Below are 15,499 nucleotides of genomic sequence, written 5' to 3'. Positions count from 1 at the left end.
AAATCAAAAAACAACAGCCTTAAAACGGAATTATGGAGGTCACTTTTCTTCAGGATTTTATATAACCGCTTTTCAGTTTACCAAAAAAAACCTGAAAGAAGATTAGAATCTTCTTTCAGGTTTTTCATTAAGCTGCTTTTTTATTATCTTCTTGTTTACTGATAAAATATTTTAACAATGGTGGTGTTACAAGGGTCGTCACAATCACGACGATAATAATAGTCGTGAAATATTCAGGAGCTAGTAAATTTTCACTTAATCCGAGCGTTGCCAAAATAAGAGCAACTTCTCCTCGTGAAATCATTCCCGCTCCAATGGTAATAGAAGAACGAGTATCGAACCCTGTAATCCTAGCACCCATTCCAGCACCAATTAATTTTGTGAAAATTGCCACTAATGATAATCCAATAATGATGAAAAGGTTATCTAGAAAACCATCGAACGTAACAGTTAATCCAATACTAACAAAGAAAATTGGTACGAACAGTGTATAAGCAATAGGTTCAACTTTTCTTTCCACTTCTTCTTTAAATTCAGTTTGAGCAATTGCAATCCCCGCTGCAAAGGCACCGATAATCCCAGCTACTCCAAAGTATTCTGAAATATAAGCAAATAAGAAGCAAATTCCAAGCGCAATACTCATAGCTGGCTGAGTAATTTTAATTCGCCCAAGCTTGCGCATCATAAACGGAACAACCTTCCATGCCAGTAAAGCGATAATAACAAAGAACACTACTTTCCCACCAATAACAGCACCGATGTTTACATCGTCACCGACTAAGAAACTCATCATAAAGGCTAAAGCAACTACAACAATAATATCATCCGCAATCGCAGCCCCTAACACAGTCGTTCCTTCTCGACTTTGAAGCTGACCAAGCTCTTTAAACGTTTGAACTGAAATACTAACAGAAGTTGCACAAAGCAATAGGCCAAGGAAAATCGCATGATGTTGATCCATCCCAACCGCAAGTCCTGAGAAGTATCCCCCAATTAACGGTAGAATAACTCCACCAACTGCGACCGTTAATGACGACGTTTTATTATTATTCAATTCTTTTAGATCCGTTTCTAAACCGGCAATAAACATTAATAATAAAACTCCAATATGACTTAATGCCTCAATAACCTCCGTATTTTGTACCCAGTCTAATACAGCTGGTCCAATAATGACCCCGATAATTAGTTTCCCCAATACCGAAGGCTGCCCAAAGCGAACCGAAATGACTCCCGCAAGCTTCGTCGCAATAATAATAATGAATAGCTGAAGATATAGTTCCAAATTCCTTCCCCTCCCCTAAAAAAACGCAAAAAGAGCCCATTAGTGACAGGCTCCTCCAATTTGTTGCTTTTTATTCATCATTATTAACTCAATAATAACATAATAAGAGAATAAATAATAGATATTTCTGAAAATAAGGGGGGGTTTTGAAGGGGTTTTACCATAAATTTAGAGAACTTCATGACGAGAGGGAGTTGTTTGAAAAAATTAGGGGGATATACAGCAATCATTAATGAGGACATTCGGAAAATATTGTTCATTCTCTACTTTTAAAAAAGAGAGGATGTTTGCTACTAATTTGGCATGATCCTCTCTTCACAACACTCTAATTAATGCTCAATATCTAATAAAGATTTGTCTGATTAACTTAACTTCATCATTGCTTTTGGTAATTCTCGACTAAAAAATTATAATCTACTTGCTGAGACAAAATGTATTCAATTGCTTCCCTAACTGCTCCATTTTCCCCATTATAATTACTCACAAAATCTACTGATCTTTTTACAATTTCTACGGCATCTTTAGGTGCAGCAATTGCCGAACAATATTATAAAGAAGGATATCGAGTAGTGGTCGACTGTGACTTGAAAAGCTATTTCGATACGATCCATCACCAAAGGGTGAGAGCGTATCTGGAGGAATTTATCTCGGATAAAATTGTGCTTAAACTGATTTGGAGTAAGCCCGTATTCAAACAACGTAGATAAAAAGAGCAGCACCTCCTGGTATGATCAACTTATCAATTTAAGGGAGATGCTTTTCATATGCCACAACAAAAACTTACTATTGTCCCCGTTACATTACATACCGAAAACGAAAATACTCCTGCAACAAATCCAGCGATCCTTTCCTCAAATCCTACTTGCACGACCAAAACCGGCAACGCTGAAATTTCTTTCTACAACGGCGTAGATGAGCACATCATCCAAACGGTTATGAGGGAGTTGAGAAACCGATGAAACATGATTACACTAGCGTCAAAAATATCTACATCATTTGTGGTAAGACAGATATGAGAAAAGGAATTGATGGTTTGGCAACGCTCATTCAAGATTCTTTCAATCTAGATCCCTACGGGGATTCCATTTTCTTATTTTACGGATGGAGTAAAGACCGCTATAAATGTTTGTATTTTGATGGTGATGGGTTCGCCATGCTTTATAAGCGTTTAGATAGCGGAAAACTTCAATGTCCCAAAGACGAAAATGAAGTACGTAATCTTACGCAACAAGAGATTCGTTGGCTAGAAGGTTTATCACTTCAGCAACCAAAGGCGATTCAACCATCGTCAAAAGGTGTATTCTAAGGCAGAGCTTGATACAAAAAATCCTTCCACTTTCAGTTGTTCAACATGTTATAATAGACAGAATGAATATGAACGGAAAGTGGTGAATGATTTGGTGAACGCTTCTTCTGATAATGAGAAAGTAATTCAACTTCTTGAAGAACAATTGGCTTATACGAAGCAACAAAACAAAGACTTATCGAAACAGATTGAAGCGTTAACCGATCAAGTGGCCAATTAACTAAGCTTTTATATGGATCCAAAACTGAAAAAACGAAATATAACGCACCAGACGGGCAAGTGTCATTATTTGAGGATGCCCCCTCTTTTAGCGAATCTGAGCACACAGAAGAACAAAGCCAACAGACAATTTTTTATACTGTTGTACGAAAAATTCAAAAGAAAAAACGAAATGATTCATTGCGTGATGGTATTGAAGTAGAAGCTGTTCACCATCATCCAGAAAATACGATCTGTGACTGTTGCCAAGGAAAAATGATTGAAATTGGCAGTACAATCGTGCGCGAAGAAGCAGAATTTATCCCTTCAAGTATGAAGAAGGTTCAACACATTGAACATGCTTATGAATGCAAAAATTGTAAAGGTGATGCATTTCAACAGGTGCACATTAAACGCAGTAAAGCTTCACAAGCTCCTATACAACGTAGTATAGCAAGTCCTAGCGTACTTGCTAAAGTGATACCTCCCCCTTTAACGTCAGGTAAAGGCATGGGAACGTTACGGCTTGAACACTAATGATAAGAACCTCTCCAATTGGGGCATTCGTGCATCGCATGACTGGCTATTGCCTGTTTATGATCAAATGAAGAATTTGATGATAGCTAAATCGATTTTACACGTAGACGAGATATATGGACAAATTATCTATCGATTCGATGGAAAATCTGGTCAGTCTAACGCCTACAATTGGGTCTATCGAAGTGTGACGAGTCAAGGTCCAACGATTGTTCTGTTTCAAAGTTCATTATCACGTGCTCGGTATGTTCTAGAGGGCTTCATTGAAGATTATTCCGGAACGATTGTCTGTGATGGGTATTCGGCCTATGGCAAAATAGAAGGCGTCACCTTCGCAAATCGTTGGGCGCATGTTCGTCGCTACTGGTTAAAAGTGGACAGTAAAAATGGACAAATCGGTGTAAAATATTGTGACGATTTGTATCGACTTGAAAGGAAATTTAAGCATTTATCTCCTAGTAAGCGAAGAAAAAAACGCCAAAATTACTCGAAGCCGATTGTTGATGAATTCCTTGACTGGGTTGAAAAATCACCATTCTACGGTAAAAATGCGCTAGCGAAAGCAGCCGAATATACTCTCAATAGAGCGAATGGACTAAAAGCATTTTTGATGGATGGTCGTATCGAAATTGATAATAATCCAGCCAAAAACGCCATACGTCCGAGTGTGATTGGTCGAAAAAACGTTATACAAAAGCCTTTTCTTCATCTCTTGCCTGCCAAACATACAAAACAACAGTTGAACAGATCTCCCATGAATATCAGGTTCCTTATTCAACCATGAAGCGAATATTTTAGGCGGGAACTTCATGAAAAAAGCCAACGTATCCAACGACAAGTGTATCAAGCGGCAGTTAAACGGGATGATTTAATGCTAGAGATCGATGACTTTGCTATCCCTAATTTGATGATATATTAATTAATCGAAGGTATTTCGCTGATCCGTAAATTATTAACCGGCCTACGACCAATCGAGTCATAAATTAGTTCGAAATCCTTCACTTCAGCTAATCCATAACAATTTCTTCCATCAATAATAATCGGTGTTTTCATCAGCTTAGCATACTGCTCAACATCAAATGCCTTTACTGCCGGCCATTCGGTAAAAATAAAACAGAGGGCAGCGTCCGTAATCGCTTCTTCAATACTTCCACAATACGTCACATCATCGAGGAAATTTTTGCGGAAATTATCCTCTCCGACAGGGTCCCAAACCCGTACCTTCGCTCCATCCTCGAGCAAAATCGGCACATTAACAAGTGATGGAGCTTCGCGCAAATCATCCGTACCCGGCTTAAACGTAAGCCCGAGCACTGCGACCTGCAGCCCTTGGAAGCTGTCATAATACTTACGCGCTTTCTTAATCAGTTTAATCTTTTGATTCTCATTCACTTCAATCGTGGCTTTAATTGTCTTGATTTCATAATCATTGAAATTTGCGAGCCAATGTAGTGCTTTTGTATCCTTCGGAAAACAAGAACCTCCATAACCGACGCCGGCATTTAAGAAGCGGTTGCCAATCCGCGGATCCATGCCCATCCCTTGCGTTACATCTTCAATATTCGCTCCTACAATTTCACAAAGGTTGGCGATTTCATTAATGTACGAAATCTTTAACGCCAAAAAATCATTCGAAGCATATTTAATCATTTCCGCACTGTGGCGATCTGTCACGACATACGGAATCTCAAATGAATTATACACCTCTCGCATAACCGCCTCCGCACGTTCAGACTCCACTCCAAGCACAATCCGCTGTGCATGAAGCGTATCCCGAACCGCCGTCCCCTGCGCAAGGAATTCCGGATTCGATACAACTTCAATGCGCACAGGATGAACTAAATGCTCCAGAATAAGCTGTTCAATTTTATCATTTGTTCCAACGGGCACCGTCGATTTCACAACCACTACGCAATCCTTATCTACCGTTTGCGCAATCTGGATTGCTACTTCATTCACAAATTTCAAGCTCGCGGAACCATCTTTTTTCTCCGGCGTTCCGACTCCAATGATGATTACACCCGCATCGCGGTACGCTACCTCATAATCCGTCGTATATGCAAGCTTCTCTTTATTTTTCAACATCAATTTTTCTAAATCTTGCTCATAAATGGGAGAAATCCCCTGCCTCATTAAATCAATTTTCTTTTCATCAATATCCACACACGTTACATGGTGTCCCTTCTCAGCAAGACAAACAGCCGTCACCAATCCCACATAACCTGTCCCAGCCACAACAATTTTCATATAATATCACACCCTTCATGTTTAAGTAAAAAGTTCTAGTACATTCTCTTTGTAGTTATATGCTTTAAGCAGTATTTTTTCAAAGTGTAGCTAAACAATTGGAACCCATTTATACTCAAAGGATTGAAAAAAATAGATAGCATGGCTCTATTATATTAATACGGAGAATAACAATTAGGATAAATAGATTCTAGTATTCTAATAGAAATTTTAGATAGCAGGAAATATGTATAGTAGATTGAAAGCTGAATCTTAGTACTGAGCGTAAGGCTAAAGAGCCACTAGAATAACCTAGGGGCCTCTTTGAAATTAATATTAAACATCCCTAAAGTTCCTTATTTTGTTATAATGTCTTTCAATTAGAAAATAGACTCTATATACTCTCTATACCATGATTGAAATACATAAAAGCTCCAGATAACTCTATTTTCTAAATCAGTACTTTTATTTACATAAAGTTTACTTATAAGCTCTGAAAGTACTTCATATTCAAAAATCCCCTGTTTCATAATAGCAGTTCTATCAGAAAACTTTTTAAGGTCATAACCTAGTGAAGTTCTGAGCCATGTTTCAATTGGTACTCCAAAACCTCTTTTTGGACGATCTAATAATCTACTAGGAATGTAATCATATACTAAATCTTTTAGAATACGCTTCTTAGAACCCTTATAATATTTAAAATCATGTGGAAGTTGAAACGAGTACTCAATAATCCGGTAATCTAGTATTGGACATCTCGCTTCAAGCGAATATTTCATTGATGCTCTATCCACCTTCGTTAATATATCTTCTGGTAAATAATTCTGCATATCAAGAAGCATTCGACGCATCTGCCAATTATCCAGTGGAAATTTATCTTCATCGTAGAATAGCACTTCGCTACTTTTACCTCTGACTAATTTATTAGGAAGATCATCAAGCTTATGATATAATAATTGAGTTTTCGTTCTTTCCTCACGGTTAAGTACAACCGCTCTAACTGAGGATGGAAATTTATCATTTAAATTCAATTTTTTCATTTTGGTCTCTTCTAAAAAATAGTGCAAAACCTCCCCATATCTATCTAATTTCTGCACTACAGGTAATTTGCCATACATATTATAACCACAAAACAGTTCATCACCACCGTCACCTGAGAGCACAACTGTTACATCTCTCTTAGCAAGTTGAGAAACTAACATGGTAGGAATCTGTGAAGCATCTGCAAACGGCTCGTCATAGTAATAAGGGATGCTTTCAACAAGATTAACCATATCATCTGTATTTATTTCCATTACGGTATGTTGTGTTCCTAAATAATCCGCAATCTCATTTGCAAAGGTTGATTCATCATATTTAGGGTCTTCAAATCCTATTGAATAGGTCTTAATTGGTTTATCACTTACGCTTTGCGCTATAGCAGTAACTAAGCTAGAATCAATACCTCCGCTTAAGAAAGATCCTAAAGGAACATCTGATATCATCCTTTTACTAACACTATCTATCAATAAATTATTCAACTCAAATTTTGCTTGTTTGTAGTCGGTTATTAATTTATTACTTAAATCCCTGTATTTGTCTATTATGTCCCAGTATTTTTGTATATTTATAGTGTTATTTTTCCAAACCAAAAAAGTACCAGGCTCTAACTTAAAAGTATCTTTAAAAATGGTATTTGGTGCCGAAATGTATTGATGATAAAGGTAACCTGATATGACGTCTTTTCTAATTTCCTTTACAAACGCTGGATATTTCATAATTGCCTTAAGTTCCGAGGCATATACAAAATGTCCCCCTTTATGATAATAATAGAGTGGCTTCTTACCCATTCTATCTCTTGCTAAAATAAGTTCATTTTTGCTGTGATCATAAATAGCAATGGCAAACATTCCATTCAACCTATTAAAGCAATCTGTTCCCCACTCTTGGTATGCATATATGATAACTTCTGTATCCGTGTTTGAACGAAAGCGATACCCAATCGCACTAAGTTCCTTGCGTAATTCAAGATAATTATAAATTTCCCCATTGAATACAATTGAGATATTTGAATCATCTGAATGCATTGGCTGATGTCCCATCTCAGATAAGTCCAAAATGGATAATCTTCTATGTGCCAATCCAAAATAAAATTCATCTTTTTTGAAGATTACCGTACCATTATCATCCGGTCCTCTATGTATCAGTGTATTATTCATCTTTTCTAGAATGTTTAAATTATAAGGTTCCTTGGTAATAAACCCGCAAATTCCACACATACTTGTTCCTCCTTTTCTCATTCCCTTAATATTTATTTTTGGGCTTAGGCAATATCCCTATAAAAATTATATTTCATAGCTTTTCGTAGGATATAAATTTAACAATCTCCATGATTCCAATAATTTTTTACTACATCAAAGTATTCTTAAACATTTAAAAAATAGTTGAAAATAAATTATTTATTATCGACAATTTTCTTAAATGATTTGTATTAAAAGATATCGATTCTAGAATAATGCCAATTTATATGGGTCAGACTTAATTTTTCGATATGGACCGAAACGGTCGGTCAACTTGCTTTCCCTGCGCTGTTCATTACTAGCGTAATAAAAGACTTGGTCAAGCAAATAAAACGAAATTCTATGTTATATGATTAAGTTGGACGAATTTAAATGCTTTTTTAAGTACTTCCCTACAATTTCAACGTTGGGCTTCTTCAAAAAACTATCATGATCGACTCGTATATTGTAAACTTGAATGCTGCCATTACCAACCGTTTCCCAAGCAAGTTTTTCTTCATAGTCTTTATATCTATCTCCAGAAATGAGTAAGATCTTTCCTGGATAAGGATTGGGATTATAAGCTCTAGTTGCTCCCCTAAGGGTTGTTCTTGTCAGTGTCATTCTGTTAAGCTCTTTGTCTTCTGCTGTATTTGAAGCAGATAATTTACCTAAGGCTTTATAAAACGTCTGTTTGACGAATAAAGCACGCTGTTTTACTGGCATTTTATATAATTTCATTAGCTTATTTATAATCCTTTTGTTTAATGGCGTTTCCTTTGGAATGATTAAAGGAATTTGTTTTGGATTGGCAAAATTGAGAATAGTTAACAACGATACTTCCTCGCCTGCTTGGATCAGCTTTTGAGTCATTTCATAGGCAATAGCTCCACCAATACAAAAACCCAAGAGTGAATATGGTCCATTTGGTTGTATTTTTCTTATTTCTTTTATATATTTATCAGCTAGTGATTCAATGGTTATTTTATCGGTATTTTCACTAGTTGGGTATCTTAGTCCAAATAAAGGTTGGTCATTACCTAATTCCATCGCTAAATATCTATAGATTAATACTTCACCGCCTCCACCATGAATACAAAAAAGAGGTTGCTTTGAGCCAAAAGATTGTATTGCAACTATGGATGATGACATATTGATAGGATGATTATTCGATGACAATAGCTTTGCCAGATTTTCTATTGTTCCTTCCTGGAGAATAATTGACACAGGCAATCTCTTATTAAAGGTTTTTTCTATATTCGAAAACATTTGCAGAGCTAAATAAGAGTTACCACCTAAATCAAAGAAATTATCCCTAATTCCTATAGGACTAACCCCTAATATAGATTCCCATATTTCTACAAGCTTTTTTTCAATCTCATTCCGTGGAGCTCCTTTGGCTGATACGGTTGATGATGGTTTCACGTTTTCCTGCAGTGAAAGTGATTTAATGTCCTTAGACATTTCACTTGAAATCATAAGATTATAGATTTTATCTGAAGTGGAATTGCCATTTTTATTCTCTCTCAAAACTCGATCCATCTTTCACCGCCTCCAATCTTATACTAAAATGAAAAAACAGCACTTTTTTAAGCCATATCATTCTGTTCTCGGGTAATAAATTTTATTTTCAAACTTCGAAATGACTTTACTATTTGGTAAAACACTTTCTGTAAGCCAAACATTGCCACTAATAATAGAGTTTTTTCCTACTATTGTCTCTCCTCCAAGAATTGTGGCACCTGCATAAATGGTTACATTATCTTGGATTGTTGGGTGTCTCCTCAATCCTTTAATTATGTTTCCATTTTCATCACGATGAAAAGAATATGCACCCAGCGTTACACCTTGGTAAATAGTTACATTGTTACCAATAATCGTAGTCTCTCCAATAACAATCCCAGTACCGTGATCCATGAAAAAACTTTCACCAATTGTTGCTCCTGGATGGATATCTATACCCGTTCTTATGTGGGAATATTCAGACAACATCCGAGAAAAAAGTAAATATCCCAATTTATATAATTCATGAGAAACTCTATGAATCATAATCGCAAATAAACCAGGATACGTTTTAACTACTTCTTCATAGCTTTTTGCTGCAGGATCCTTTATAAAGGCTGCCTCAATATCCTTTAAAACCATCGTTCTGATAGTTGGGATTTTTCCAAGAATAATCATTGAATCCTCTTCAGATAAAAAATTACCATGTTCTGTAAATTTTAGGATTTTGTGTATTATTTTCCCGAAATGATTTAATTCTTGAAGTGTGAGTTCCTTATTATAGAAATACTCCGGTAACAACACCTTTCTATAATCATTTAAAAACATTACTATATCTTTTTCTAATATTCCTTTTTGCAACATATTAGAAGCACTGTTTGTTGCATAACTTTTCTTAAGTTGGTTATAAATTTCTATTAAACATCGTTCTTCCATGTTTATCTCCTCTCTTCCCTTTGTTTGGTAAAATAATAGCTAAAATGAAAGTACCTACAAAAAAGATATAAGCACCTCTTGAATAGGTATTTAATAATACTGCTTCATAAGCTACAGTCGATATCATCAGAAACCCATTTACCCAATCAAAAGATTTTTTAAGAATCATAATGGTGAAAATATAAAACGAATATGCCGCAATGATTGCCGCAAAAGTGTTTGGATATCGAACAGGTCCACATACCCGTTTTGGCTCGCATCCAACCATAAATTCATTAAAATAAAAAATATTTAACTTATTGGCAAATGAAAAACAAGCAATGCGACTTTATAAAAATTTAGGAGGTACTATTATGAATCATGACGGTAATTGTCTAATGGGGTTAGTCTGAGGTGTATCATTAAGTATCAATCTTTGGATCTTAATGATTGATTGGGGTGAATTAATACTTTAGTGCTAATTATTAAAAAGCAATATCGTAATCTTCTGTCTCTAGTTTAACTACCTCTTTTTTTCATTTCTATTGACATCTAAACCAAGCGCTTGTGAGGTTTCTTTGTCTATCGAACGCTCACCCGTCACACTTGAACGAGAAGAGAATAAACCAAATTGATTATCATCATAACTCCAAAATGCCCATCCGATATTATATTTTTCTACCGTGGTACGAACATCATGGATCCAAGCATTTCTATCTTCTGGTTTTGCATATTGTTTATAAGCACCGAATTCATTCATGATAACTTTTGTTTGATGTTGATCACGCCATTTTACAACCTGCATAATTTGTTGTTCAATTTTTTGCTGATTCCATTTTTCACTTCCATACCATTTTAACATTGACTGTGCTTCTGGTGATAGTTCTTGAAGGAGTGGTGCTACCATTTCAGGTGAGGTTGGATATGGAATATTTCTCAATTCTTTAACAGGAGACTCCTCCCACCATTGCCAACCTTGATGAGTAAATACAAATGGGTTATAAAAATGAAAAACATAAACTAAATTATTATCACTGAAAGGCTCACTTGAAACAAGTGTTTCCAAATGAGAAAATGTGTTTGAATTAATTAAAAGCGTACGTTTAGAATCATTTTCTCGAACAGCTTTAATGGATTTATCCATAAAATCACGCCAAGCGTTATAGTTTGTAAAGTTCGGTTCATTAAATAATTCAAAAGATAATTGGTCAGAAGGATAATTTTTTAATTCCTTTGATAATGCACTCCAAAGCGAGTACATTTCTCGTTTTGTACTAGGATCGTTTTGTTTATCAGTAATTGTTTCTGTTGGATGTAAATCTAAAGTTACTGCAAGTCCTTGGCTATTATTAATATCAATTGCTCGTTTAATTTCCGACATGTGCATTAATTGATCGTTTTCATAATCCCAAATATAATCTGGGTCAACTGGAATACGAACATAAGTAAATCCTAGATTTTTTAATTGTTTAGCATCATTTTCATTGTAAAAAGTAAGTGAGTTATTACCAAATTGCCATACAAACCAACCATTAAGATTCATTCCTTTTGAAAAGTCCATTTGCTTTACAGTAGAGACAGTGGTTTGAAAAATAAACAGCAGAAATAAAAGAGGAAAAATTAACCATAACCATTTTTTATTCGTTTTTATCATAAATCATGATCACCTTCATAAAAAACGATATTTTCTTTTTTTAGATAGGGCCACAGGCTTAAAAAATAAGTTATTTACCCTTAATTTATTAATAAATAAGTAATATTATAAATTTCCAAAAAAATCTAAATTATATTACTATACCTAGAATTGAGCAAATAATATTCCTTATACCACTTAGCAAATCGACTAAGACCTTCTTCAAGACTCGTACTAGGTTTGAAACCAAAGTCTTTCACAAGTTCATCTACATCTGCATAAGTTTGGTAAACATCACCAGGCTGCATAGGAAGAAGCTCTTTTTCAGCAGGTTTATCTATAATCCCTTCTCTCATCAAGCACTTCTCAAGTGTCTCGACAAAGTACAAGAGACTTTCTGGCTGATTATTCCCGATGTTGTATACCTTATACTTCACACCATCTTCATTTGTATCTGGTGTTTTACTCATAACATTTATGACGCCGGTCACAATATCATCGATATAAGTGAAATCCCGCATCATATTACCATAATTAAAAATTTGAATTTTTTCTCCTTTAACCAGTTTATTGCTAAACCCAAAGTATGCCATATCTGGTCTTCCCATTGGACCGTAAACGGTAAAGAAACGTAAACCCGTCGAAGAAATACCGTACAACTTAGAATACGAATGAGCCAACAGTTCATTAGATTTCTTTGTGGCGGCATATAAGGATACAGGATGATCTACCTTGTCATCTGTAGAATATGGAACCTTTTTATTAGATCCATAAACAGAGGAAGATGATGCATACACAAGATGTTCAACCCCTTTCGCTCCATGATCATAGGAATGGCGGCAAGCTTCAAGAATATTACAGAAACCAACTAAGTTAGATTCAATATATGCTTCCGGATTTGTAATACTATAACGAACACCAGCTTGGGCAGCAAGGTTGACAACAATATTCGGTTTGTACTGATCAAACAGAGAATCAATGAGGAATTTGTCTGACAGGGAACCTTTAATAAAAGTGAAGTTCCCTTTAGATTCATCAGATGCTATTTCATTCAAAGTTGACAATCTCGTTTCCTTTAAAGAAACGTCGTAATAATCATTCATATTATCAAGACCTATGATTGAAACGGTGTTATCATTGGTTTCTAAAATCTGTTTAGCTAAGTAAAAGCCAATAAAACCAGCTGCACCTGTAATTAAAATGGATTTATTACTAAAATTGATATTCATAATCATAACACCCTTTACTATTTGTTTGGTAGTACAAGCAACCTTCCAACTTGCTCATCATATTCGTGTGGAATAATTGGTATAAATCCGCTCGTAGGCGAAAATGTTAATTCAGAGAAATATACGTTTTCATTAATTTCATATAAATCAACACGTAAGAAAAGATGCCCCTCTGCTAGCTTTTCTGCTAATGATTTCATTAGTTCAAAATTTAACGGCTTAGGAGGAAGTTTGTGTATCCGTAAAAAATCGCTCCTTTCAAATGGTAAACGTCCCCATTCTAAAGTTAAAAAAGCCATAGATGCCGTACTGTGTTTCTCCATACCTTGAGATAACTGTACGAACTCTGGCTTTCCATTAAAACAATAGAATTTGTAATCTTTTAATACGATTGATGAAGGATCTTCCATATATTTTTCGGCTATTACTCTTGGTTTTACATTTTTATATGGCCACTCACGACCATTATAAAAATAGTTTCTTTTCAAGCACCTATTGATTTTGTTTCTAGCTATCTCTATATCAAATGTGCTTTTATCTCTGCATATGATTAACCCGCCACAATCATGTGTACATTTTAGAACAAATTGGTTTGGCAGCGTTGCAAAATTAATTTCATCAAAAGAATTCCAGATCCCGTAAGTAGGAATAATATAGTCTGGGCCGATTTTTTCCGTAATGTATTTTTTCACTTCATACTTATCTACCATTTGTATATATTTAGGATGCCGGTCATAAATTTTGAGCCATTGAAGTTTCTCGTTAAATGTTTTTGGATTTTTCAAATTCAGTTTTTTTTTCATTCTCGATTTATACATAATATTAAGGTAGATTTTATCTGGGAGCCAATTTAAATATCCTTTCCAATTGGCCCATAAAACAGCCTTTTCCGGTTTTTTAATTATTCCGTTAATTTTATTTAACAATAGTTTCACCTTCACTTTTACTTAGTAAATGTGCATTCTTGTTTTTACTTATTTTTTTAATGATCATATTACTTAAGTACACAAAACTATCAAGTTGAAACATATAAGAAGCGCCAATATAGATGATTCCACCACATACTATTTGTAATGCTAATGTTGCAATAACTGGTAAATGAATCCACGAAATCGTATAGATTATCCCTCCCATTGCTATCGATAATAATAACGGCGGTGCCAAATCACGAAATTGCTCTGTCATTGAATAATTGATCAACTTTTTATTCGGGATCATGTTAATGATCATTGAAATACCCGCAAAAACAGCATTAGATAGTGCAATTGCATATACACTTATATTCATACTTAACAAAAGAATCGATACACCAATTACTTTTTTTAAGATTTCTAGATTCATTAACAAGTCACTTCGTCCCAATGCCTTAATAGCTTGCCAGTTGGCCGTTTGAACTGGTTGAAATAACCAATAAACACAACAAATCTGTAAAAATGGAACAACTAACAACCATTTTTCAGTTAGTAAAACCAGGACTAGAGAATGTGCCACACTCATTAAGCCGATCATAAGAGGGAAAACTAAATAGGCAGTAATTTTCATAGCTCTTCTCGTTACGGCTTTTAGACGACTGATATCATCATTTACCTCTGCCATCGCCGGAAATACAACATTTGAGATGGCTGTATTAATATTGGAAATAATAAGACCAGGAAACTGATTCCCTCTATTAAAATAGGCTAGATCAGCCATTGTATAAATTTTACCGATTATAAGACCTCTCGACTCGTTATACACGATATTAATAAAATTAGCCGCCATTAGTTTCCATCCAAATCCCATCAGGTCCTTAGCAGAATTTATAGAAAACAATAGTCTAGGCTTCCACTGTACTGTAAAAAACAAGACAATTGTACCAACTATCGTATTAATTAGGTATTGAGCGACTAGTGCCCACATACCAAATCCGTAATATGCCATTAATATACCAATTAATCCAGACACCAATGTTCCAGCAAAGTTCGAAAAGAAGAACTTTTTAAATATCATTTTTTTAGAAACATATGCTTCCTGGATTGTTCTAATCGACGAAACAGGTATAACCAATGCAAGTATTCGTAATACCTGTACTAATTCAGAATTATCATAGAAATTCGCTATATGTGGAGCGGATAAAAATAATAGCACATATAGAAAAATGGATATTCCCAAACTACAATAAAAAATCGTCGAAAAGTCTGTTTCATTTGCATTCTTTTTTTGTATTAATGACTCGCCGATTCCATGTGATACGAAAACATTTGCTAAATTTATAAAAATAAGAATCAAAGCTACTGCACCAAACTCATTAGGCATAAGCAGCCGCGCTAAAATAATCGATAGAGTAAATGAAACACCTTGCGTCATCATTCTCTCACCAAATGTCCAAAACAACCCAGATACAACTTTATTCTTAAGATTTTTTTCTTCCAT

General features: G+C 35.0%; 11 protein-coding genes and 1 pseudogene. 3 read left to right on the top strand and 9 right to left on the bottom strand.

What is annotated here, in order from left to right; genetic code table 11:
• Positions 1 to 127: 127 nt before the first annotated feature.
• Positions 128 to 1,282, bottom strand: a complete 1,155-nt coding sequence (locus ACE199_RS13960) for a cation:proton antiporter (protein ID WP_375350304.1) — start codon at positions 1,280 to 1,282, stop codon at positions 128 to 130.
• A 764-nt stretch (positions 1,283 to 2,046) separates the two neighbouring features.
• On the opposite strand from ACE199_RS13960, the gene ACE199_RS13955 reads away from it, so the two are divergent.
• The 3 genes and pseudogenes from ACE199_RS13955 to tnpC all read left to right on the top strand — a co-directional run.
• Positions 2,047 to 2,241, top strand: a complete 195-nt coding sequence (locus ACE199_RS13955) for a hypothetical protein (RefSeq protein WP_375350303.1) — start codon at positions 2,047 to 2,049, stop codon at positions 2,239 to 2,241.
• Positions 2,238 to 2,588, top strand: a complete 351-nt coding sequence (tnpB, locus tag ACE199_RS13950) for an IS66 family insertion sequence element accessory protein TnpB (protein ID WP_375350302.1) — start codon at positions 2,238 to 2,240, stop codon at positions 2,586 to 2,588. The genes ACE199_RS13955 and tnpB overlap by 4 nt, the downstream gene beginning before the upstream one ends.
• Before the next feature lie 91 nt (positions 2,589 to 2,679).
• A pseudogene (gene tnpC, locus ACE199_RS23510) lies at positions 2,680 to 4,014 on the top strand (IS66 family transposase); the annotation flags it as partial.
• Between the two features lie 224 nt (positions 4,015 to 4,238).
• On the opposite strand, the gene ACE199_RS13930 reads toward tnpC, so the two are convergent.
• The 8 genes from ACE199_RS13930 to ACE199_RS13895 form a co-directional block, all read right to left on the bottom strand.
• The gene (locus tag ACE199_RS13930) at positions 4,239 to 5,570 is read right to left on the bottom strand and encodes a UDP-glucose dehydrogenase family protein (protein ID WP_375350298.1); all 1,332 of its coding nucleotides are present in this window, start codon (positions 5,568 to 5,570) and stop codon (positions 4,239 to 4,241) included.
• Between the two features lie 359 nt (positions 5,571 to 5,929).
• On the bottom strand, positions 5,930 to 7,807 hold the full coding sequence (gene asnB / locus ACE199_RS13925) for an asparagine synthase (glutamine-hydrolyzing) (protein WP_375350297.1): 1,878 nt from the start codon (positions 7,805 to 7,807) through the stop codon (positions 5,930 to 5,932).
• Between the two features lie 366 nt (positions 7,808 to 8,173).
• On the bottom strand, positions 8,174 to 9,349 hold the full coding sequence (locus ACE199_RS13920; RefSeq protein WP_375350296.1) for a thioesterase domain-containing protein: 1,176 nt from the start codon (positions 9,347 to 9,349) through the stop codon (positions 8,174 to 8,176).
• A 57-nt stretch (positions 9,350 to 9,406) separates the two neighbouring features.
• Positions 9,407 to 10,246 (bottom strand): serine O-acetyltransferase, encoded by an 840-nt coding sequence (locus tag ACE199_RS13915; RefSeq protein WP_375350295.1) that lies wholly within the window; start codon positions 10,244 to 10,246, stop codon positions 9,407 to 9,409.
• Positions 10,247 to 10,748: 502 nt separating this feature from the next.
• Positions 10,749 to 11,879 (bottom strand): glycoside hydrolase family 5 protein, encoded by a 1,131-nt coding sequence (locus ACE199_RS13910; RefSeq protein ID WP_375350294.1) that lies wholly within the window; start codon positions 11,877 to 11,879, stop codon positions 10,749 to 10,751.
• Between the two features lie 125 nt (positions 11,880 to 12,004).
• Positions 12,005 to 13,087 carry a GDP-mannose 4,6-dehydratase gene (locus ACE199_RS13905; RefSeq protein ID WP_375350292.1) on the bottom strand — a complete coding sequence of 361 codons (1,083 nt, stop codon included), beginning with the start codon at positions 13,085 to 13,087 and terminating at the stop codon, positions 12,005 to 12,007.
• A 17-nt stretch (positions 13,088 to 13,104) separates the two neighbouring features.
• Entirely contained in the window at positions 13,105 to 14,013 is a 909-nt protein-coding gene (locus ACE199_RS13900) for an ATP-grasp fold amidoligase family protein (RefSeq protein ID WP_375350291.1), read from the bottom strand.
• Positions 14,003 to 15,499 carry a lipopolysaccharide biosynthesis protein gene (locus ACE199_RS13895; RefSeq protein ID WP_375350290.1) on the bottom strand — a complete coding sequence of 499 codons (1,497 nt, stop codon included), beginning with the start codon at positions 15,497 to 15,499 and terminating at the stop codon, positions 14,003 to 14,005. The genes ACE199_RS13900 and ACE199_RS13895 overlap by 11 nt, the downstream gene beginning before the upstream one ends.

Origin of the sequence: Peribacillus sp. Hz7, from assembly GCF_042136355.1 — a bacterium.
In the GTDB taxonomy this organism is placed as follows: domain Bacteria; phylum Bacillota; class Bacilli; order Bacillales; family DSM-1321; genus Peribacillus; species Peribacillus asahii_A.
This window is presented reverse-complemented; position numbering and strand designations above follow the sequence as displayed.

Excerpts from the sequence above, each read along its gene's own strand:
- ACE199_RS13955 (WP_375350303.1), top strand. The coding sequence starts at position 2,047 with ATGCCACAACAAAAACTTACTATTGTCCCCGTTACATTACATACCGAA.
- tnpB (WP_375350302.1), top strand. The coding sequence starts at position 2,238 with ATGAAACATGATTACACTAGCGTCAAAAATATCTACATCATTTGTGGT.
- ACE199_RS13930 (WP_375350298.1), bottom strand. The coding sequence starts at position 5,570 with ATGAAAATTGTTGTGGCTGGGACAGGTTATGTGGGATTGGTGACGGCT.
- asnB (WP_375350297.1), bottom strand. The coding sequence starts at position 7,807 with ATGTGTGGAATTTGCGGGTTTATTACCAAGGAACCTTATAATTTAAAC.
- ACE199_RS13920 (WP_375350296.1), bottom strand. The coding sequence starts at position 9,349 with ATGGATCGAGTTTTGAGAGAGAATAAAAATGGCAATTCCACTTCAGAT.
- ACE199_RS13915 (WP_375350295.1), bottom strand. The coding sequence starts at position 10,246 with ATGGAAGAACGATGTTTAATAGAAATTTATAACCAACTTAAGAAAAGT.
- ACE199_RS13910 (WP_375350294.1), bottom strand. The coding sequence starts at position 11,879 with ATGATAAAAACGAATAAAAAATGGTTATGGTTAATTTTTCCTCTTTTA.
- ACE199_RS13905 (WP_375350292.1), bottom strand. The coding sequence starts at position 13,087 with ATGAATATCAATTTTAGTAATAAATCCATTTTAATTACAGGTGCAGCT.
- ACE199_RS13895 (WP_375350290.1), bottom strand. The coding sequence starts at position 15,499 with ATGGAAGAAAAAAATCTTAAGAATAAAGTTGTATCTGGGTTGTTTTGG.